Annotated in this window: 9 protein-coding genes and 1 pseudogene; 4 read left to right on the forward strand and 6 right to left on the reverse strand. The window is 36.8% G+C overall.

Translation table 11 applies throughout. The features are described from left to right. Nucleotides 1-660 precede the first annotated feature (660 nt). From ACFILZ_RS00660 to gyrB, 5 genes are all read right to left on the reverse strand, one after another. The gene (locus tag ACFILZ_RS00660) at nucleotides 661-1,380 is read right to left on the reverse strand and encodes a sulfate transporter family protein (RefSeq protein ID WP_375608984.1); all 720 of its coding nucleotides are present in this window, start codon (nucleotides 1,378-1,380) and stop codon (nucleotides 661-663) included. A 1,878-nt stretch (nucleotides 1,381-3,258) separates the two neighbouring features. Beyond that, on the reverse strand, nucleotides 3,259-4,680 hold the full coding sequence (gene coaBC / locus ACFILZ_RS00665; RefSeq protein WP_375610001.1) for a bifunctional phosphopantothenoylcysteine decarboxylase/phosphopantothenate--cysteine ligase CoaBC: 1,422 nt from the start codon (nucleotides 4,678-4,680) through the stop codon (nucleotides 3,259-3,261). A gap of 69 nt (nucleotides 4,681-4,749) precedes the next feature. Further along, on the reverse strand, nucleotides 4,750-6,336 hold the full coding sequence (gene ubiB / locus ACFILZ_RS00670) for a 2-polyprenylphenol 6-hydroxylase (RefSeq protein WP_375610002.1): 1,587 nt from the start codon (nucleotides 6,334-6,336) through the stop codon (nucleotides 4,750-4,752). A 2-nt stretch (nucleotides 6,337-6,338) separates the two neighbouring features. Next, nucleotides 6,339-7,121, reverse strand: coding sequence for a bifunctional demethylmenaquinone methyltransferase/2-methoxy-6-polyprenyl-1,4-benzoquinol methylase UbiE (gene ubiE, locus ACFILZ_RS00675; RefSeq protein WP_375610003.1), 783 nt, complete (start codon nucleotides 7,119-7,121; stop codon nucleotides 6,339-6,341). A gap of 118 nt (nucleotides 7,122-7,239) precedes the next feature. After that, nucleotides 7,240-9,672: a DNA topoisomerase (ATP-hydrolyzing) subunit B gene (gene gyrB, locus ACFILZ_RS00680; RefSeq protein ID WP_375610004.1), complete on the reverse strand. Its 2,433-nt coding sequence runs from the start codon at nucleotides 9,670-9,672 to the stop codon at nucleotides 7,240-7,242. 905 nt (nucleotides 9,673-10,577) lie between these two features. Here gyrB and ACFILZ_RS00685 point away from each other — a divergent pair. Then, nucleotides 10,578-11,483, forward strand: a complete 906-nt coding sequence (locus ACFILZ_RS00685; protein ID WP_375610005.1) for a transporter substrate-binding domain-containing protein — start codon at nucleotides 10,578-10,580, stop codon at nucleotides 11,481-11,483. 11 nt (nucleotides 11,484-11,494) lie between these two features. On the opposite strand, the gene ACFILZ_RS00690 is transcribed toward ACFILZ_RS00685, so the two are convergent. After that, complete coding sequence (locus ACFILZ_RS00690) at nucleotides 11,495-13,027, reverse strand: YifB family Mg chelatase-like AAA ATPase (protein ID WP_375610006.1); 1,533 nt, start codon at nucleotides 13,025-13,027, stop codon at nucleotides 11,495-11,497. Nucleotides 13,028-13,435: 408 nt separating this feature from the next. Here ACFILZ_RS00690 and ACFILZ_RS00695 point away from each other — a divergent pair, with 408 nt between their 5' ends. The 3 genes and pseudogenes from ACFILZ_RS00695 to ACFILZ_RS00705 all read left to right on the forward strand — a co-directional run. Continuing rightward, nucleotides 13,436-15,400: an autotransporter assembly complex family protein gene (locus tag ACFILZ_RS00695; protein WP_375606131.1), complete on the forward strand. Its 1,965-nt coding sequence runs from the start codon at nucleotides 13,436-13,438 to the stop codon at nucleotides 15,398-15,400. Continuing rightward, entirely contained in the window at nucleotides 15,400-20,058 is a 4,659-nt protein-coding gene (locus ACFILZ_RS00700; RefSeq protein ID WP_375610007.1) for a translocation/assembly module TamB domain-containing protein, read from the forward strand. The genes ACFILZ_RS00695 and ACFILZ_RS00700 overlap by 1 nt, the downstream gene beginning before the upstream one ends. Nucleotides 20,059-20,487: 429 nt before the next feature. Continuing rightward, nucleotides 20,488-20,754 (forward strand): annotated as a pseudogene (locus ACFILZ_RS00705) (Arm DNA-binding domain-containing protein); the annotation flags it as partial. Nucleotides 20,755-21,672 lie beyond the last annotated feature (918 nt).

Raw genomic sequence — 21,672 nt, forward strand, 5'->3', positions numbered from 1 at the left:
ATCAACAATTTTTAAATCAAGAAACCTTATAATATAAGCCACACTCATTCATTAAAGATAATGACTATGATAATGTTATGTTAGCGAAACGCCAACACCAGAGCAATATTTTTTCAGAATGGTCTTTCAAAGTGCACGCTTTTCACATAAAATAGAACGTCAAAAACAAAATATTGTTCTTGTTATGTATTCACGCGTTGCTAGATTTAACAGTCTCAATATTCCCAAAACTCTCTTATGACGGTACCCATGAAGAGTATAATAATCATTTCTCTATGAAGGGTATAAAATACATTATGCTCTCCATTTTTACTGAAATATAAGGTACAAAGCGGCACCATCATACTCTTTTTCAGTTTTCAATGCGACGATAATGTTTGCATTGAGAGGATTCATATAAAGATATTTCACGCCTTTTTGAAAGTACTTTTATCCGCATACCACCTTCATTTATGATACATAAACAAACGATTTCAATTGATCCAATATGAATAGGATTAAAATGAGAAACCCTCATGATATTTAGGTTTTTCACTCATATTGTGGAACAATAAATTATCATTATAAATCAATATATTGCTTTAATAAAAGAGAAAACATAAAATTTTATATTATGCTTTCTTTGGCTGGCAAGTTTTATTAACCTTAAAGTCAAGGAAACTATTTTTGTGTAATGCGTGCCATGGTCTTTTGGGAAAGCATTTTGTGTAAATATGTCATAAAGGCGGCTGCAAAAAGCGGTGTTGCTAAATTAAGAATTGGAATCGAAACAAAAAGCGCTATTAATAATCCTGCACCAAAAACCGTTGTGTAATGAGTATGTAAAAAAGTACGTGCATCTTGCTCTGTTCGAAAACGATAAGCAGCAAACAAGAAATATTCATGACCGAGCAAATAACCATTAATAAGATAAAAAGCAATTAAATTAATACCTGGTATGAAGAATAAAATAAAAGCAATTCCATTACCAAGAAGGCTTAAAATAACAAATTTAAAGGAAATGATAAGAGAACGCTGAAACGGCAAAGCTTGTCCAATAGGCTCATTTGGGTAATCCTCTTTTTCAATGATTTCAGCAGCAGAATCAATGAAAAAACCACCAATCATAGCGGTGATTGGTGCAATCAAAAAAGCTAACAAAAGAGCCAAACCAAGATTAAAAATGATAAGCATGCTAAAACCAATCCATCCCGCCCAACTAGGGAGTCCAGGAAGAAATTGAGCAATCCAGGGCCAAAAGTAAGACACAAAAAGTTGGTGCACACATAACCATAAAATGGTGAGAATGAAAAAAGTAACCCCCAATGCTTTCAGTATCATAATACGATATTGCGAGGTCAGAAGACGTTGTAAAGCACGATAAGCAGCAGTAAAAATCATAGATTAATAAACTAAGGAAAGAAGCAAAAAAAACAAGAAATATATTTAAAGTATGTACAGTGTAATTTTTTCTTTCTTTGAATTACAAGATTTTTTTCAAAAACATTATAAAAAACGGATAAGGCTCCTTTATTTAAAATAAAGTTTGAATAAATAGAAATTTTGATTTTTAAAACAAAGAAGAATTTAAAAAGCAGCTGTTGTAGAAGAAGTTTTTATTATTTTTGTACATAGTGTAGATTATTGCGTTTATATGATATATGTAAAAAATTAAGGAATAAGAACTTTGGAGAGGAAAGTTATTTACTTCTATTTATTCAGTAGATTTATCTAACTTAGTTTATTTAAGTGCTTAATTGTTTTACACAATTCCTAAAATTCTGTACTTTTCTACTATTTGGCAGCATGCTTTTGCCTCTCGCTTTCAAAAAATATTGAGTTCAATGGAATAGGGGTAACGTAGTAGCTCCGTAGATATTCTAATTTTGGGCAACAGAATGATTAATATGATAGAAGTGGAAAAAATAAGCTTAGGCGATTGACCGTCCGATCCCATGGAAGAGCAGTTTTTTGAGAAGAAGCAAAGAAAGGGAGATGTCACTGATGCTTAAAAATGATGAGATTTTGAATTTTAAAAGCCATAAGTGCAATGAAGTAAGAATTCATTGAAGCACTTTTCATACAAGTGGTGCACTGTATCAAATAATTTTTAGATAATAACACCATTAATTTATGAAGAGAATTGATCATTTTCAACTTGAATAAGAATCCAAAATATAGAAATATTCTTTAATTTCAAAGTCTCTATTCAACATCAAAAAATTATTTACGTGCACATTATAGGCGAGACCAATGTATGGGTACAAAGCTTTCGATAAAAGAATAAAAATGCTTCTCATGAATCGTCACAATGTGAGGATATCATGGATAAAATTCTAGTCTTTGTGGTCTTGGTATGCTGGAGAGAGGAGACAGACATTTAATCTTAAAGACCGATCACTGAGGAAAATAATAAAAGCGTCAGTTTCATAAACTTATAGACAGTGGTACAATGAATTTTGTCTACACTCTTTATGAGCGTCAGTGTGAGGTATGCTTAAAATTGCGTTGAGATATTATAATATATTAATTTATACATCATTTTCATAGTGAATAAGAGTTTCAAATAAAGTTGCCATATTTTCTCATGAGCTGTTCTCATCATGAAACAATCAAAATCATTTATTCGTATATCATAAATAGGACCAATATGGGGATAAAAACATTGAAGAGAGAAAATGCTTTTTATAAATTTTATCCAGTGCAAGAGCTTTCTCAAAATTAATGGTAGGCAAAGTGAATGATAGCTTGTTTTTTTATAAGCTGGGGAGACAGTAGTGCAATAGATCCTACTTTTATGAAGGCTAGAGTGAGATGTGATTTTTAAAAAAAACATTTTTTAACGCTTGTCACACCCATTTCGCAACAGCGCTTGTGAATGGTCTATGGGTAAAGCTCTCGTGAATAATATAAAACTTATAGGGCATCACTATACTCTTAATAAAAAGAGTACGTTGGTGCCATCATCCTTAGTGTTGTCCGAGACAAGCTCTTGGTTCTTGAGACGGTCCATTATAAGCGCTTTTAGTTCTTTCTTAAACGTTTTGTATTCATACAGTTATCCTTGTTTAAAACGTGCAAGAAAATGATTTTTATTGATTCAATATGAGAGAAATTGGAAATGAGAGAATCTTACGATGTCTGGGATTCTAATTTAATATGAACAATGCTAGGTTATCATTATAAATCAAAAATATTATATACTAATTGAGATGGATAGACACCTATTATCAGTTCTATTTTATAAGGTGTTTTAATATCAACGCGTTTGAAGAGTTCTTATTTGCAAAGGGATATATTTTTCTCATGAGGAGTAGATGTTTGGGGGGCAAAAAACGATACAATCACGTTTGCTAATTTTTGCGCTACGTGTTGTTTACTCATATGAGGCCATTGTTCAACTTTTTCTCTACTCACAAGATAAACTTGATTTGTATCAGAACCCATGACACTTGTACCATCTACTTGAAGAGAAATATCATTAGCAAGAATGAAATCAGCTCCTTTTTCAACGCATTTCTTTTGCGCATTAGCAATAATATCGCATGTTTCAGCAGCAAAACCAATGACCAATGAGGGGCGTTTTGGAGCGTGTCCAATCGTTGCTAAAATGTCAGGATTTTCAACCATTTGAAGGGATGGTGGTGTTTTATGAGCATCCTTTTTAATTTTGTGTAAAGATTGGGTTTGACTACGCCAGTCACAAACAGCGGCAACAAAGATGGCACCATCAGCAGGCAATGCGGTTTGAACGGCTTTTAACATCTGTTGTGCTGTTTCAACATGAATTGTTTTTACTTCTTGTGGGTCTGCAAGATGAACAGGTCCACAAATAAGTGTTACTTTTGCACCCAAATGTGCAAGAGCGGTTGCAATGGCATGACCTTGTTTACCTGAGGACCGATTAGCAAGATAACGTACTGGATCAATTGGTTCATGGGTAGGGCCAGAGGTAACGATGAAATGGCGGCCAAAGAGAGGTTTTTCATGCACATTCAAAAGATTCTCTATAGCAGCGACAATAGTTAAAGGTTCGCTCATACGTCCATATCCAATCTCGTCACGTTCAGCCATCTTTCCGATTTCTGGTCCGATGATATGAACGCCATCTGCGTGCAATTGTGCAACATTACGAATAGTTGCTGGATGCACCCACATGGCTGGATTCATGGCGGGTGCAATCAAGAGTGGACAGCGTGCTGCTAAAAGGACACAATCAGCCAGATCATCTCCTATGCCATTGACTATTTTTGCAATGCGGTTGGCTGTAGCAGGAGCTAAAATAATCAGGTCAGCATCACGTGCTAATCGGATATGTCCGATATCATATTCTTCTTCACGTGAAAATAAATCAGTATATACAGTACCACCGCTTAAAGCTTCAGCGGCTAAAGGCGTAATAAATTTTTGCGCTGCTTTTGTCATCACAACTTTTAAATGTGCTCCACGTTCTTGTAAACGGCGAATCAAATCAAGGGCTTTATAGGATGCAATACTTCCACCAATAATAAGAAGGAGAGATTTTGATTTCAATGATTGCACTTCAACAGCACTGTCATGAGAGGGGAGTGTGGTGTGAGTAGGGGGATTGCTTAAAAGACGGCGGGCTTCTTCTTCCATAGAAATACCATTTTGCGCGGCGCGTATGCGCAAAGCTTCTTTGGTTTCAAGAGACAGGTTACGAATAGTAATACTGGCCATAAAATACCTCCAAGAAATAAAAATGATTTCAATGATTTCATTGTTGATATTTTTAGCATATTAAGGAGATTAGAAAAGATGAAAAAAGTAAAAAGTAAGACAAGCGCAACAAAGTGCAATGATGAAAAGACTATAACGACCATAACGGTTTCTGTGACTTTGTTCCACAGCAAGTTGTTTGAGGGTAGCAGGAGAAAGATTAAAACCTGTTTTTCTCATTTGATTGAAATCTTCTTCTATTCGTTGGAAATTTTGAACCAATTGTGGTGTTTTGCGTGCCAGCGAAAGGAGAGCTTGTGCTCCTTCACTAAAGTCTTTTGCAACGCCTACGGGTCCTAAATTTTTACTAATCCATTCTTTGACAACGGGTTCAGAAGCTTTCCACATATTAAAAGTGGGGTCTAATGTACGGGCAACACCTTCCACGACAACCATTGTTTTTTGCAGCAATAAAAGTTCAGGTCGCGTTTGCATGTCAAATAATTCAGTGACTTCAAATAATAAAGTGAGCAATTTAGCCATGGAAATGCTTTGTGCTGATTGTCCGTGAATTGGTTCGCCAATAGCGCGGTTGGCTTGCGCAAAGCTTTCGATATTATGGTGTGAAGGAACATAGCCGGCCTCAAAATGGGCACGTGCAACTCGATGGTAATCGCGGGTAATAAAGCCGTAAAGAATTTCAGCAAGGAAATGCTTTTCTTTTTTGCCAAGCCTTCCTGTAATGCCTAGATCAACAGCAACAATACATCCTTTTTCATCTACAAATAAATTACCAGGATGCATATCGGCGTGAAAAAAACCATCACGCAGTGTATGACGAAGAAAAGATTGAATAAGCGTAATAGCAAGCGCCTTCAAATCAAAACCTGCTTCTTTGAGTTTGGAAGTTTCGGATATTCTTATACCATCAATCCATTCCATTGTAAGAACATTACGTCCTGTCCGTTCCCAGTCAATACGTGGAACCCGAAAGCCTGTATCATGTTGAATATTTTCAGCCATTTCAGATATAGCTGCTGCTTCTAAGCGTAAATCCATTTCAAGTCGTGTTGTTTGTGCTAAAGTATCCACCACACAAACAGGACGAAGCCTTCGAGAGGCAGGGATATAGCGCTCTTGTAAATGAGCAATGAGATAGAATCCTCTAAGATCTTTAGAAAAACGTGCTCTGATATTGGGACGAATAACTTTTACAGCACATTTTTTCTTATGGCCAGTTTCATCACTATATTCAGCTGGATGAACTTGAGCAATAGACGCGGCGGCAATGGGGGGATAAAAATTTACGAATAAATCATCAATAGAGCGACCAAGAGAACTTTCAATTTGAGCAATAGCGGCAGTGCAAGAAAATGTTTGGACGCGATCTTGTAGCTGTGACAAATCTTCCGCAATATCACGCCCAACAATATCAGGTCTTGTGGCAAGAAATTGACCAAGTTTTATGTAAGAGGGTCCAAGCTTATTAATGGCATATGAAATATTTTCAGATCGTTGTTTCTTTTTTGTTTTGCGTCGTGCTAATGCACGCGCTATACGATGACATAGCGCTGGAAATCCTTGAAGATCATCATGAGGGAGAGCACTTAAAACACCTTCACGTGTTAAAACCCATCCTGCACGCATCAATTGAAAGTAAGGGGAAATTTGCACCATTTTTAAATTTTCCAACCTGAATGCAGCGCTGCAATCGCACCGGTGAGATTGCGGTACGATACCCGCGAAAACCCCGCATGCTTGATCATATGGGCAAAATCATCTTGCTTAGGAAATTTGCGGATAGATTCAACCAAATAACGATAAGCATCGCCATCATTTGCGATAAATTGACCCAGCTTAGGGATAGCATGGAAAGACCAAAGATCATAAATTTTATCCAACAGAGGCATCTCGACATTTGAAAATTCTAAACATAAGAAACGTCCACCGGGCTTTAAGACACGAAAAGCTTCTCTAAGGGCTTGATCAATATGAGGAACATTGCGAATTCCAAAAGCAATCGTGTAAGCGTCAAAGCTTTGATCTTCAAAAGGTAGATTTTCTGCATTGGCTTCAACAAAATCAATTAGAGGGGCAAGACCATTTTTTTGTGCGCGTTTTTTACCAACGCTGAGCATTGAGCCATTAATATCAAGCACTGTAGCATGGGCTTTTTGGCGTGAAGCATTAAGAATACGAAAAGCAATATCACCTGTACCGCCAGCAACATCAAGAACTTTCCAATGGGAAAGTGCTGGTGGGGAAAGCCATGCAATCATGGAATTTTTCCACACACGATGTAGTCCCAATGATAGGATATCATTCATCTTGTCATAATTTTCAGCGACAGAATGAAACACACCATCCACCATGGATTGTTTTTGTGTTTCATCTACTCTTGTAAAACCAAAAGAGTGCTCCATGCCACCCTTGGTTCCTACACGTTCTGTTTCAATTGCCATGTATATGATCTACCTTATTTTTCTTTTATCGTAAATGAAATAGAGAGGGAATGTTCAACTACGAAAAAACAACGTATAAAACTACGACGTTTACACAGCCAAAAACAGAAGAGTATCTTTAGATATCAAGATTGGCAACGCTTAAGGCATTGTCTTGAATAAAAATACGTCTAGGTTCAACTTCATCACCCATGAGACGAGAAAAGAGTGAATCTGCATCGGTTGCATCATTAATTTTTACTTGTAAAAGAGAACGTGCATTGGGATCAAGCGTTGTTTCCCAAAGTTGTTCAGCATTCATTTCCCCAAGACCTTTATAACGTTGAAGAGTAACACCTTTTTTACCGTTTGTAAAAATGCTCTCTAAAAGGCTCATAGGACCAAAAATACGCTCTGTTTTATCTTTGCGACGTAAAAGAACAGGAGGATGATATATGTCGATAAAATTTTGGGAAATGCGATCAATTTGGCGTGCGTCAGTTGAATTTATAAGTCCCACATCAAGCGTAACAACATCTTTAACACCACGTAAAATACGCTCAAAACATAAGCTTCCATCTGCTGTATATTGTCCACTCCAACCTTGTTCCATATCATCAGCAATCAGATTAAGGCGGTGTGCTACAGTATCTGCTATTTTTTGCGCTTTTTCTTGTGTTGCAAGAGCTTCGAGATTAAAAGCACCAACAATTGCTGCTTGCTCAACAATGATGCGGTCATAACGGGTATGAAGACCATTTAAAAGTTGACGTAATATACGAGCATCTTTAGCGAGTTGATATAAATCAGCTCCTGCACGAACTTCTCCCGTTGAAAGCTCAAGCGTTGTTTCTTCTAATCCAGTATCGATCAAGAATTCTTCAAACGCTGCTTCATTTTTAATATATTGGGAAGATTTTCCACGCGATACTTTATAAAGAGGAGGCTGAGCAATATAAAGATGTCCACGTTCAATCAACTCGGGCATTTGTCTAAAAAAGAAAGTGAGCAGCAGCGTACGAATATGGGCTCCATCAACGTCCGCATCTGTCATGATAATAATCTTATGATAACGTAATTTATCGGGTGAAAATTCATCCTTACCGATAGACGTTCCAAGAGCTGTAATAAGTGTTCCAATCATATCAGATGAGAGCATGCGGTCGAAACGTGCTCGTTCAACATTGAGGATTTTACCACGAAGGGGTAAAATTGCTTGATTTTGACGTGAGCGCCCACTTTTTGCTGAACCGCCAGCCGAATCCCCCTCGACAATAAAGATTTCTGATTTTGCGGGATCTCGTTCTTGGCAATCGGCAAGCTTTCCTGGTAGAGAAGTGATATCAAGCGCCCCTTTTCGTCTTGTGAGTTCACGTGCTTTGCGTGCTGCTTCACGTGCTGTTGCAGCTTCTACCACTTTACTAATGAGAAGTTTTGCTTCATGAGGATGTTCTTCCAGCCATATTGAAAGACCTTCATTGACCAAACTTTCAACAATAGGGCGCACTTCAGAAGAGACTAACTTATCCTTTGTTTGTGAAGAAAATTTTGGATCAGGAACTTTGACAGAAAGAATAGCTGTTAATCCTTCACGGCAGTCATCACCGGTTAAGTTCACTTTTTCTTTTTTAGCAATACCTGAAGATTCAGCATAGCCATTAATTTGGCGTGTAAGGGCACTTCTGAAACCTATCAAATGAGTTCCACCGTCACGCTGAGGGATATTATTGGTAAAACACAAGACCTTCTCATGATAGGAATCATTCCACCATAGGGCAACATCAACGCTCATACCATCCTTTTCACTTGTAATATAAATAGGAGTATCAAGCAGCGCTTTTTTTGATTGATCAATATATTTCACAAACTCTATTAATCCACCTTCATAATGCAATTCAACGGATTTAATATCAGCATGACGCTCGTCAACAAGAAGAATATAAACCCCAGAATTTAGAAAGGCTAATTCCCGTAAACGACGCTCTAAAGTTTCAAAATCAAACTCAACCATAGTAAAGGTTTCAGAGCTTGGTAAAAATCTAATTTCTGTTCCACTTTCTTGATCGCAATCGCCAACAACTTTTAATGGAGCATCAGCTACCCCGTGGGTAAATGATATTTCATGAATTTTACCATTGCGTTTGATTTGCAATTTAAGCCAAACAGAGAGTGCATTCACAACAGAGACGCCAACACCGTGTAATCCGCCTGAAACTTTATAAGAGTTTTGATCAAACTTTCCGCCGGCATGAAGCTGTGTCATAATAACTTCAGCTGCAGAAATACCTTCTGTTGGATGGATATCTGTCGGAATTCCACGTCCATTATCACGAACAGAACAAGAACCATCAGCATGGAGTGTGACGTTTACAAGAGTTGCATGACCGGCTAAAGCCTCATCGATAGCATTGTCTACAACTTCATAAACCATATGATGTAACCCCGATCCATCATCAGTGTCACCGATATACATCCCAGGACGTTTGCGTACAGCATCAAGACCTTTGAGAACTTTGATAGAAGCCGCATCATAGTCATGGCTTTGTGCCGGTGAGGTTATTTCATCACTCATAAGTTAGTCCATTCCTGTGTTCAATTTCAATATTTTATCCGCTTTTTTAAAGCTCAATGTTCTGATAAGTTATTTATGGAATAACCACATTAAACATTTACCGTATATCAGATCTAGATTCAATATCTGTCGATATATAATGGAAAGAATGATGAAATGATATGACACAATTATACAGTAAAATACCGTCATTTAGGGTGATAATATAAGACAAGTAAGCACCTCTTTGGTATATTTAAGTATTTTTACAGTGCGTGGTGAATATTCAGGGCAGGGCTTGAACGCCTTTAGTTAAGTGAATCACAATGAGAAGACTAAAGAAATTAAAAGCGTAATTTATCGAGAGAAGCTGACTGTTTACAGAACAACGTTGGTACGAATCCTTTTCCTTTAAAATTTGAGGACGAGGCCAATTATGCTTTACGTAAACTTTAAACGTAAATTTTAAAATTATGTAAAGAGTAGTATTATTGTTTATTTTTGCATATGCATAATATTTCAAAATTAGTTGTGCATCTTTATGTTACACTAACGAGACTTTTACTTTCTTACCTATAAATCAATCTCCAATCTTAATGAAGTTAATATTACGCGTTCTCTAAGTTTTTTAACTTTTTGTATGTTAAATTGAGGTGAGAATATTGTGTATATTTGTTTGTATTATTCCTGTCCATGGAGGTTACTTTTCTTATTCAAAATAAAACGCTATTGTGCGGCTTATTCACGCAATTTTTTAAGAAGTATTTTCAATGGTTTCAAAAAAAATATATGAAAACTATTAAATTTTTTAACAGTTTTAAAAAATAGCAAGAATTTTATTTATTAAACGCCAGATATTTTGGTGAAGTGCGTTAGATAATAATTAAGGAGAGTTGCATCTTAGTTTTGAAAATGGGGGAGAGATTTTGAAAATAAAAAAATCTATATATGTAAAACATCTTCAATTGCGTTTACGGTATCTTTTATTCAATAATCCATACAATATTTTTATTCGTATTTTATTTGTAGCAGGGGGGGTTCTATTTTCCTCTTACGCAGAAGCTGAAAGGCTGCCTTCTTTTTTTGATTCGCATGAACATTTGGTACAACCTGATACAACGGATATCTTTCGTTTGCGTTTTGTAACAACTTTTGATTTTCCTCCTTTTAATTTTCTTGATCAAACGGGGCATCTTGCAGGTTATAATATCGATTTATTGCGTGCTATTTGCTCAAAATTAGAATTAGAGAAGTTTTGTGAAGTAGAAGTTGTTCCTTGGAAAGAGCTTGTAGAACATGTTAACAATGGTGGTGCAGAAGTTATTATTGCAGGTTTAAAAGAAACAAATAAAACCCAGCAAGATCTTGTTTTTACAAAGCCATATTTGCGTTTTCCAGCGCGATTTGTTGCTACTCGACGTTTAAATCTCGATGAGCTAATAAATGATCAATTGGTACATTTAACCAGTGGTGTTTTATCTAAAAGTGTTCACGAAAAGCTCTTTCATCACTATTTTCCTGAAGCCAAAGGACAAGAATTTAAAGGCAGGGCGGAGCTCTATAAAGCGTTACAGGAGCGTAAAATTGATCTTATTTTTGATGATGGATTTGCTTTATCTTTATGGCTAAACGATTCAAAAACCGCGAATTGCTGTCATTTTATTGGGGGGGCATATATGGCGCCACAGTTATTGGGGCAAGGAATGCAGCTTGCTGTTGCAAAAAAGAATGAAAAATTGGTTGATATACTCAATTATGCGCTGAAATCTTTAGAAGAGGATGGTAAACTTACAGAACTTTATTTGCGTTATTTTCCAATAAGTTTTTATTGATGAGTAGTTTTTTAGTTAAGGGCTGTTAATCTTTCTGCGCCTAGTCGATAGGAAATAGCTTCTGCGAGATGATAACGTGAAAGAGTATCTGATCCGTCAAGATCAGCAATTGTGCGTGCAACTTTGAGAATGCGATGATAAGCGCGTGCAGAGAGGTGCATTTTTTCACTCACATCTCGTAAGAGTATGGTCGCACTTTTATCAGGAATGGCAATCTGTTCTATAATTTTGGCAGGGCAATCGCCATTGGTACGAATATGATCAAACCCCATTGTTGAAAAACGTTTAGCTTGAATGGTACGGCACCGTACGACGCGTTTGGCAACGTCGCAGCTTTTTTCTGATTGTTCTGGTTGCATAAGGTCCATAGCTGTCAAAGCAGGGACATCAATCCGTAAATCAATTCGGTCAAGCAGAGGACCAGAAATACGGGACTGATAATCGATTTGACAGCGTATCCCTTTAGGGCAAACATGGTCTTTTTCGCCTGCCATACCACAACGGCAAGGATTCATTGCGGCAATAAGTTGGAATCGAGCAGGATAGCTAATATGGTGATTAGCGCGGGCGATAACTGACTCCCCACTTTCTAAAGGTTGACGAAGAGAATCAAGAACCTGTGGAGAAAATTCAGGCAATTCATCAAGGAATAACACACCATTATGAGCAAGGGAGACCTCTCCCGGTCGTCCTTTAAGCCCTCCACCAATCATTGCGGCCATGGACGCAGAATGATGTGGGGAACGAAAGGGGCAATGAAGTGAAATGGTATTATGAACCGTTTCTCCTGTAATAGAAGCAATCAGAGAGACATCTAAAAGCTCACGGCTATCAAGAGGTGGCAAAATGGAAGGTAAGCGTTGCGCTAGCATAGATTTTCCAGCACCAGGGGGACCTACAAACAAAAGGTTATGGCGTCCAGCAGCACAAACTTCTAAGGCACGTTTGGCTGTTTTTTGTCCTTTGATTTCGCAAAGATCTGGAAGCTCAGTTTCGATAGTATATTGGCGCGGTTGTGGACGTTTTTGAATTTGGGTTCCTTTGAAATGGTTGACTATAGTGAGCAGAGTCTCTGGGGCAAGAATATTTATTTCTGCATTTGCCCATGCTGCCTCAGGTCCACATTGAAAAGGACAAATCAGTCCTTTATCAAGTGATAAAGCTGTCATGGCGGCTGGTAACACACCATGAACAGCGGTAAGTGAACCATCTAATGATAATTCTCCTAAAATGACATAGTCTTGTGCTACTTCAGGAGGGAGGATTCCCATAGCAAGCATTAAGCCTACGGCAATTGGCAAATCATAATGTGATCCCTCTTTAGGTAAATCAGCTGGTGCAAGATTAATCGTAATTCGTTTAGTAGGCATAGAAAGTCCACAAGCGTGGAGGGCTGCTTGTACACGTTCACGGCTTTCTGCAACTGCCTTATCAGCTAATCCAACAATAGCCATTCCTATTTTACCGGATGAAATCATAACCTGTACATCGACAGGGACTGCTTCTAGACCGCGAAAAGCAACAGTTGTAATACGTGCGATCATTTATTTATTTTCCCCCTTTAGACTTGGTAGAGACAATCATATCTATTTATAAAAATCAAGAAGCATCTCTATAGCTTTTTTTATAGAGAGAACTATATACGTGGGCAGTTTTTTAGCATTCCCATGGAAAGTCATTTGTACAAATTTAACCATGATGATATGGGACGCAATAAAACATTTATAATAAGCTAAATAAATATGTTAAGAAAAAAAGAATGAGGCTGTTCGTGTTATACAACAGTGCAGAATTTTATGAAAATATAAGGGGAGGATAACGTTATGTATCGCAGAGTGTTATTTGATGTGATAAAACGTGTAAAATGTGCAAAGTAATTATATTTACCTTTCTTATTTTTATATTATTTAAAGCGTAGTAGATGCAAAGTGTATTATAAGGTATCTGATTTTATGGTATACCAGACAAGAATTTTGTTAAAATCAGGGACTATGCGCTGTGTATTTATAGGCTTGTGTTTTACTTTTTCTTTTCCACAGCCACTTGCTGCATTTGATTTTTTCGGCATCCCTCTTTTTGGTCAAAAGAAAACAAATTCTTCTTCACATTATGCTAAAAGTACAGAGAAATTTTATAAAGTTGATGTTGTTGCACCGCCAGGTGCACCATTAGAAGGTATAAAAATAGTTAAATCTGTTTCTTCTCTTGTTGCTGATAAAGAGAAAGCATCCGCCAGTTCTTCTGGTTTGCTCGCCAAGGCGCGTTCAGATTATCGAGCAATTCTTTCTGCTCTTTATGCTGATGGACGCTATGGTGGTATTATTAGTATTAAAATTAATGGCTTAGAAGTCGCTGATTTAAGTCCGGTAACTCAACTTCCAGCACGGTCCAATATTGTTATTACAATTAATGCTGGTCCACAATATGTTTTTAGTATTGCAAATATTGATAAAGTAGCTCCGTTTGAAAAACGTAAAGCGCATAAAATGCCCACAATTGAAGAATTGGGCTATAAAGTTGGGGCTATTGCTAAATCTGAAACCATTTTGAAAGCAGAAAAATGGGCGATAGAAGGATGGCGGCAACAAGGTTATGCTAAAGCTAAAATTATGAAGAGTGAGGTCGTGGCTGACCATGCTGCGTTGCGTGTTGAAGGACGGATTGTTGTTGCTCCTGGACAAAAGGCTTATTATGGTCCTTTAAGTGTGCGTAATATAAGTAAGAAACCACGTGTAGATTCAGCTTATATCGCGTGGATGACCGGATTGAAACCAGGGCAGATATACGATTCCGATGCGTTAGCTAAGGGAAATGAACGTCTTGCGCGCCTTGGTGTTTTTCGTGCTATCAATATACGTGAGGCTGATACTATTAATCTAGATGGACGTTTACCGCTTGCACTTGTTGTACAAGAACATAAACCGCGTCGTTTTGGTGTAGGCGGTAGCTATTCAACTTTAGACGGTGCCGGTTTTGAGACTTATTGGATGCATAACAATCTTTTTGGTCATGCAGAGACTCTTAAAATTGAAACAAAAATAACTGGTGTTGGTAGCAATAAAAAGCAATCATATAATTTTAAAAATTTTGATTATCTTTTCGGAGGCACATTTGTAAAGCCCGGTGTACTCACGCCAGATACAGATTTCAGGTCAGAATTAAAAATACAACAAGATGTTTTAGAAAATTATACGACAAAAGCCATCAAAGGAAAATTAGGTATTACGCATATTTTTAATGGTAATCTATCGGGACAGGCTGCTGTAGAAGTTTCAAATGGTTATTCACGTGATGTCTATTTTGGGAGCCGTAATTTTACAACAATCGGTTTCCCTAGCGGCTTGATTTACGATAGTCGTAATAATAAGTTTAATGCAACAAAAGGTTTATATGGTGAAGTTTTCATTGAGCCTTTTTATGAGATGCGTTTTAGCAACTTTGTTGCAAAAGTAACAGCAGAAGGTCGCTCTTATTGGGCGTTGGATGAAGGGGATCGTTTTGTTGTTGCTGCGCGGGCAAAGCTTGGTACAATTCTTGGGAATGATACAGCACAAGTACCCGCAAATACGCTTTTTTTTGCTGGTGGTGGAGGCTCTGTTCGTGGTTATGCTTACCGTAATATTGGTATCAAAACAGAAAATGATGGGGTTGTTGGTGGACGGGCGCTTATTGAGGGGTCAGCAGAATTGCGTGTTTCTTTAAATGATAAAATAGGGTTTGTCAGTTTTCTTGATGGAGGTTTAGTCGGGGAAAAGGCGAATTTTGATTTTTCTCAAAAAATTAAATGGGGAGCCGGTATAGGAGGTCGTTATATGACGGGTCTTGGTCCTTTACGCGTTGATTTAGCCTTTCCTTTAAAGAGAGAGAAGGGTGACCCTCGCATTGGTTTTTATGTGGGTATAGGGCAAGCATTTTAATGAAAAAAGGTGTACGTTTATCAGCTTTCTTCTTTGTATTTTTGTTTTTTGGGGTGGGTGGTTTTGTTTTTGCGCAAAGAGGAGACATTCTTCCCTCTAGCGAAATGAAAACAGATGATCGCTCATGGTTTGTTTCTTTAATTGAACGAAAGCTTTCAGCGCCTAATCGTCAAGTTCGTTTACACAATATGCAAGGGACACTGTCTTCTCAAACATCAATTGATACTATTACTGTCAGTGATAAAAAAGGGGTTTGGCTTAAAATTACCAATGCTAAAATGGATTGGAATCGTCTAGCGTTGCTGAGAGGGCGGATGGATATTAACCAGCTTTCGGCAGAACAGGTTACATTTTTACGCAAACCGCAAGGCAATTCTTCTTTTGTTTCTTCCCTTGAGACAGGTAAGTTCTCTTTACCAAAATTGCCGCTTGCTCTTTCTATCAATACACTTACAGCCCAACATGTGACATTTGAACAGAATCTTTTTGGTTTTTCTGCTGATATATCCTTAAAAGGCAATTTCACCTTGGCTAGTGGTAATTTTGATGTCGATATAGCAGCTCATCGTTTAGATGCACCGGGTTCTTTTTCTGTTCTCACCAAGATATCTGATAGTAATCGTACAGCTCAAATTGATATTTCTGCTAACGAACCACAAAATGGTATTTTGGCGAATATTTTTAACATTGAACAACGTCCGGCATTAAATCTCGTCATGAAAGGTGATGGTACTTTTGATGATTTGGTTATCAAACTTTCTTTAGAGTCCGATCATCATTCTATTTTAGATGGTAATGTTATTCTTGCAAGTGTTCCAGAAGGACAGAGTTTTTCTACGAAATTAGAGGGAACACTGAGCCCTTTAATACCTGTTCAATATCGTAGTCTCTTCGAATCTGATATAACATTAAAAGCAAAGGCAAGAAGAACAAAAGAAGGTGTGACACACCTTGATCAGATGGTTATTCAGAACAAAGCAATGAATGTTATAGCCAATGCTGAAATAACCGCCGATGGATTCTTGCGACGGCTTTTTGTTGATGGCAAAATGGCTCTTGATAACGAAAAGGAGTCTATTCATTTACCTATATCAGAAGTGCCAAAACCTGCGAATACTCTTGCTTTGAACATTGACTATGGTCGCGAAGGGCAACAATCTTGGAATGGGCGGTTGGTTGTAAATCATTTAAGCAATAAAAATATTTATATTCGCGATGCAATTTTTGATATGGGAGGAGTAAGCGAAAATCTTGATAATGCAGCTTCTCGTCATGTTGGTGTTCAGGTTAAAGGGACGCTTCAAGGGGTTAAAAAGATTAAGGGAGCGTTAGTAGAAAATTTAAGCCAAGCGGTTCATGTGCATTTAGATACGGATATTGTTTCGAACAAACCAATTTTGATTCATGATCTGAGTGTTACGGCTCAGGGTTTTTCTTCTTGGTTAAAAGGGACAATGGAGAATTTTGTTTTTAAAGGCGATCTCGGTTTAAAAGCTCAAACATTAACTCCTTTGGAAGTGTTCAGTAAACAATCACTTTCTGGTAATGCAGATATTAAAGCCAAAGGAACGATCAGTTTATTGAGTGGCATTTTTGATCTCCAATTATCAGGAATGGCTGACGATATGAAAATAGGCATGCAGTCTTTTGATCGTTTATTCAAAGGAAATACTAGTCTTTCAGGTGGAGTTGCTCGAAATACAAAGGGCTTCATTTTACGTCATTGGAATTTGAAAAATCAATATACAAACATAAAGGCTAATGGTTATTTTTCAGATGAAAGCGCTAAAATGGACTTATCTGCTCAAATATCTGATTTGTCCAAATTAGACCCAAAGATAAGTGGTGCACTTACAATTCAAAGTACGGCGAGAGGGAGCAATAGCCATATAAAACTAAATACACGTGCTCATGTGGCTGAAGCACTCTTTGTGGGGAAGAAACTTCAAAACACAACGTTTAACATAGAGGCACTTATGGATAATACAGCACCGATTACTTCTTTAACAGGAGTTGTAAAAGGTGAAGGAACTTTTGCTAAGAAACCTTTGCATTTATCGGCCTCTTTTGAAGATTCTCATAAAATTCGAAAACTTGAAAATATCGATATTAGAGGGGGAAATGCAAAAATAACCGGTGGTCTTTCTCAACAACTTGGAGGTTTTTTGAAAGGAGCGCTGCATATTGATGCCGATGATATTTCCGTACTTTCAGCGTTATTTTTGCAGGATGGTAGTGGAAAAGTAAAAGGAGATTTTATTTTTGATGAACAAAATGGCAGACAAAAAACCAATGTGAAGGCGCATGTTAACCATTTGAATTTTTCCAAGAATAAAATAAAAAAATTGGCAATAGATGCTGATATATTCGATCCTTTTGGCATGACTCAGTTTGAAGGAGTTCTCAATGCAGAACATATTCAAACACCTTTGGTAATGGTCAATCGTTTAAATGCTCACGCTGATAGGAATAATGGACAAACGGTTTTTACTGTTCAGGCGATGTTGCATGATACTCTCAATGCACGGCTTTCTGGTCGTTTAATGGTTGAGGAACTTCCAGAAAGTATAAAACGAGAAGTGCAAATTGAAACTGTGGACTTAAAACAACATACTTTTCATGCAACATTGCTGAAGCCATCCATAATTGCTTTTGATAAAGATGGAATGACAATCAATGAATTAGGAATTGCAATAAATGGGGGCAACATCATCTTAGCAGGGAATATTCAAGATACCCTGAATTTACAACTTACAATGAATGCCCTTCCTGCTACTTTAGTCAATTTGTGGAAATCCGATCTTGGAGCAGCAGGGAGTGTAACAGGGCAGGTTATGATTCGTGGTCATTTAAAAAAACCTGATATAAATTACGATATAAAAGGTGAGGGACTGACAACCGTTGCTTTTCAAGATAAAAAAATTATGCCTTTTTCTCTTTCTGCTACGGGAAACACTGTAGATCAAAATCTTACTTTGAATGCAAATTTAACAGGAGAAGGAGTACAAGCACAAGCTCAGGGGCATATATCTCTAGAGAAAAATGCGCTTGATTTTCATATTAATTTGCAAAATTTATCTGCGCGTTTGGCGAATGGTTTTATTGCAGGACAAGCACTTGATGGGACAGTGATAGGTAAAGTTGATATTGGTGGAAGAATGAAGGATCCATCTGCTCATTTTGAGCTTTCTAGTCAAAATTTAACCGCTATGACGCCTAAAGGACCGATGTCAATCAATATAAATGCTCGTGGTTCTTATAAAAAATCGACATTTCATATTGAAAATATGATAGCTACTGGAGATAAAGGATTAGATCTTTCCATCCATGGGCCTGTATCTCTTAATGGTTCAGAGGCAAAATTAAACGTTAAAGGGATAATGCCTCTTGATTTTGTTAATCTCTTATTAGCCAAGCGTGGTGCACATATAACGGGTACAGCAAGAATTGATACAGCTCTTAATGGGGCATTATCAAAGCCACAATTGATAGGAAATATTTCTATAGGCGACGGTAGCTTTTTTGATTCACAAACAAATGTAGGATTGAATAATATAACAATTGAAGGCAAATTGAAAGGTGATCATATCCTTATAGAAAAAGCTTCAGCTTCTTCGTTTGAGGGGGGAGGAATTTCTGCTTCAGGTCGTATTTCTAATGGTCTAGAGACAGATTTGATATTTCATCTTGATAATGCCAATTATAATGATGGTTCTATGATTCTGGCAACATTATCAGGTGAGATGACAATGACAGGTCATTTTTTAAATGATCTTGTTCTTGGTGGTGATATCATCGTTGAAAAAGCTGAAGTTTTTGTTCCTGATCATTTTAAAAGTGCCAAGTTTCTTGATGTTAGAAATAAGAATTTAACTAAATCGATTCAAACAACACTTGAACGTGCTGATGTTAAGAACACGAACAAAAGCAAAAGCCGTATAGTTACACAAGAATCTTCATCTGTCGTGCTATCAAATATGCGTATTACTGCACGCAATCAATTTTTTGTACGCGGAAAAGGCTTAGATGCTGAACTGGGAGGACGCATTAATCTAGCAGGTCCATTGAATGATGTGCATCCAGTTGGTGAATTTAGAATGATTCGTGGACGTTTTGATATCCTGTCGCAACGTCTTAATTTCGATCAAGGACAAGCGAGTTTTAGTGGTAATCTTAATCCTACGGTTTATTTTGTAACCAACAATAACAGTGGTGATATTCGCGTCACTGTAACTGTAAGTGGGACGGTTGATAATCTTGATATTAATTTTTCATCACAACCAAATTTGCCTCAGGATGAGATTTTGGCGCGTTTGATTTTTAATCGCTCTCTTAATGAATTATCACCATTTCAGATTGCTCAACTTGCAGCGGCAGCGGCTGATCTTGCAGGTGGTTCTAATACATCTTTGTTGAATACTTTACGAACTAAAATTGGACTTGATGATCTTGATGTTATCGTTAATGAGAAGGGTAATACAGGCTTACGTATTGGACGCTACATACACAATAATATTTATTTGGGCTTTGAAGCAGGGTCTGATGGAACAACGAAAGGGACAATTAATTTAGATATTTCGCGTCATCTCAAAGCTAAAGGTGCCATAGGAAATGAACAAAATTCTAGTATAGGTCTCTTTTATGAAAGAGATTATTAAAGATTGAATTTAAAAAAATAATTTCTTCGTTTTTTGTCTCTCATTTCTAAATCTGAGGAAGAAGACATAGACTAGAAATACTATAAAAGAAGAAGCTTTTTGTTGAGGCGTGAAGAGAACTATCTGAAATATTCGATTTATTCTCTAAAGGGACAAAATCTTCACGAAAGATAGTATGTTATTTTGCTGCTATATATTTATTTCAGAGAAATACCTTATCTTATTTTCAAGCCCATGTGGTGCTGTTGCCTAAAGAATGTAGTGTGTGCAATATATTGATTTATAAAGATAATTTATCGTTATTCAACTTGAATTAGAACTATGCATATCATACGAATTTCTCTCGCGTTGAATCAATCAAAATCATTCGGCTTGCATGCTACAAGCTGGGAATCCTGTGTGGATAAAACTATTAAGAAATGACTAAAAATGCCTCTTATGAATCATCTCGAGAGCTAAGAGCTGTCGCAACATTAGGGGCTGGAAAATAGTGTAAATGGTGCCGGCTTGTTACTCCATAAGTGTAAAGATGGGGAGCTTAATGGATTTATCATTATACAATTCACGGATGTTATCGCGAAATGGGTTTGGGAAAGACTTTGAGAGAGGTTTCTTTAAAACAAGCAGGTGAATTTGCAACACAATGGCATTCTGTTTTTACGTGAAGGACATGATTCCATTAAAGAACGTGATAAATAAAAGCGTGAGGCAAGCGGAGAATTCATAAGATATTGATTTTATTGTCAAACGCATTTAAAGCAATACTTTTTAATAATAAAAATTACCTATTATTTTAGATTTTTGTTTATTGTATTTTTGAATGAGATCACTTTTCTTATAACAAATAGCCCTCCAAACAGAATACTCCAAAATATAACATTATTGTGTTGCAAGTTCACGTGCTTGTTTTAAAGAAAAATTTCTCAGTGTGCACTTGAGCCTATTTCATAAGATTGCTTGTGAAATGGTATAAAATACCTCTTATGAATGGTATAAAATCCATACTACCGTTATTAATAAAGGTATAAGTATTTATTAAAGATATAAGCCGGCATTATTATCTATTTTTTAGCTTGTCATGTTGACGATAACCTTTGCACTTGAAAGCATAGAGGTATTTTTATTGCTGATCTTAAGAGTTTTTATAAACACGCTAATGTCTCTTATGGCGCACAACAAGTGCTTTGGATTGATTCATCCTCAATATAAAGAAGATTTGCAATAAGCAAATTACATCGTATTTTTTATTTGAGATGTAAAATAATAAATTATGATTATAAATAAGTGTTAAGATGTATGTTGACAGGTATTTTTGTAAAAATATTTATCAGAGTTATATGTCGTATTTTTCTATTTTAGCGATTAAAAGAAAGAGGAATGTCATTTTGCTTTTCATCTGTTTTTTTGCATATTGAATCATAGCCTTATATAAGCATTAACGTTGTGCATTTGTAAACTCTTCAAGCAGTTAAGGTATTAGAGGAATATCATTTTAGTTTCTAGATGTAGAAAAAACAGCAAAGCTTGCTTTAAAGCAAGCTACAACAGTAAAGAAATTTTGTAATAAAACCTCTCTTATTTTTCAATGTTTTTCTTACACGGAGTGTATTTATA

This window comes from Bartonella sp. AP40SXNS, assembly GCF_042195825.1.
Lineage (GTDB): Bacteria > Pseudomonadota > Alphaproteobacteria > Rhizobiales > Rhizobiaceae > Bartonella.

Coding starts and splice junctions, on each gene's coding strand:
- ACFILZ_RS00700 (WP_375610007.1), top strand. CDS start 15,400: ATGAAAAAAGGTGTACGTTTATCAGCTTTCTTCTTTGTATTTTTGTTT.
- ACFILZ_RS00690 (WP_375610006.1), bottom strand. CDS start 13,027: ATGATCGCACGTATTACAACTGTTGCTTTTCGCGGTCTAGAAGCAGTC.
- ubiE (WP_375610003.1), bottom strand. CDS start 7,121: ATGGCAATTGAAACAGAACGTGTAGGAACCAAGGGTGGCATGGAGCAC.
- ACFILZ_RS00695 (WP_375606131.1), top strand. CDS start 13,436: ATGGTATACCAGACAAGAATTTTGTTAAAATCAGGGACTATGCGCTGT.
- ACFILZ_RS00660 (WP_375608984.1), bottom strand. CDS start 1,380: ATGATTTTTACTGCTGCTTATCGTGCTTTACAACGTCTTCTGACCTCG.
- coaBC (WP_375610001.1), bottom strand. CDS start 4,680: ATGGCCAGTATTACTATTCGTAACCTGTCTCTTGAAACCAAAGAAGCT.
- ubiB (WP_375610002.1), bottom strand. CDS start 6,336: ATGGTGCAAATTTCCCCTTACTTTCAATTGATGCGTGCAGGATGGGTT.
- gyrB (WP_375610004.1), bottom strand. CDS start 9,672: ATGAGTGATGAAATAACCTCACCGGCACAAAGCCATGACTATGATGCG.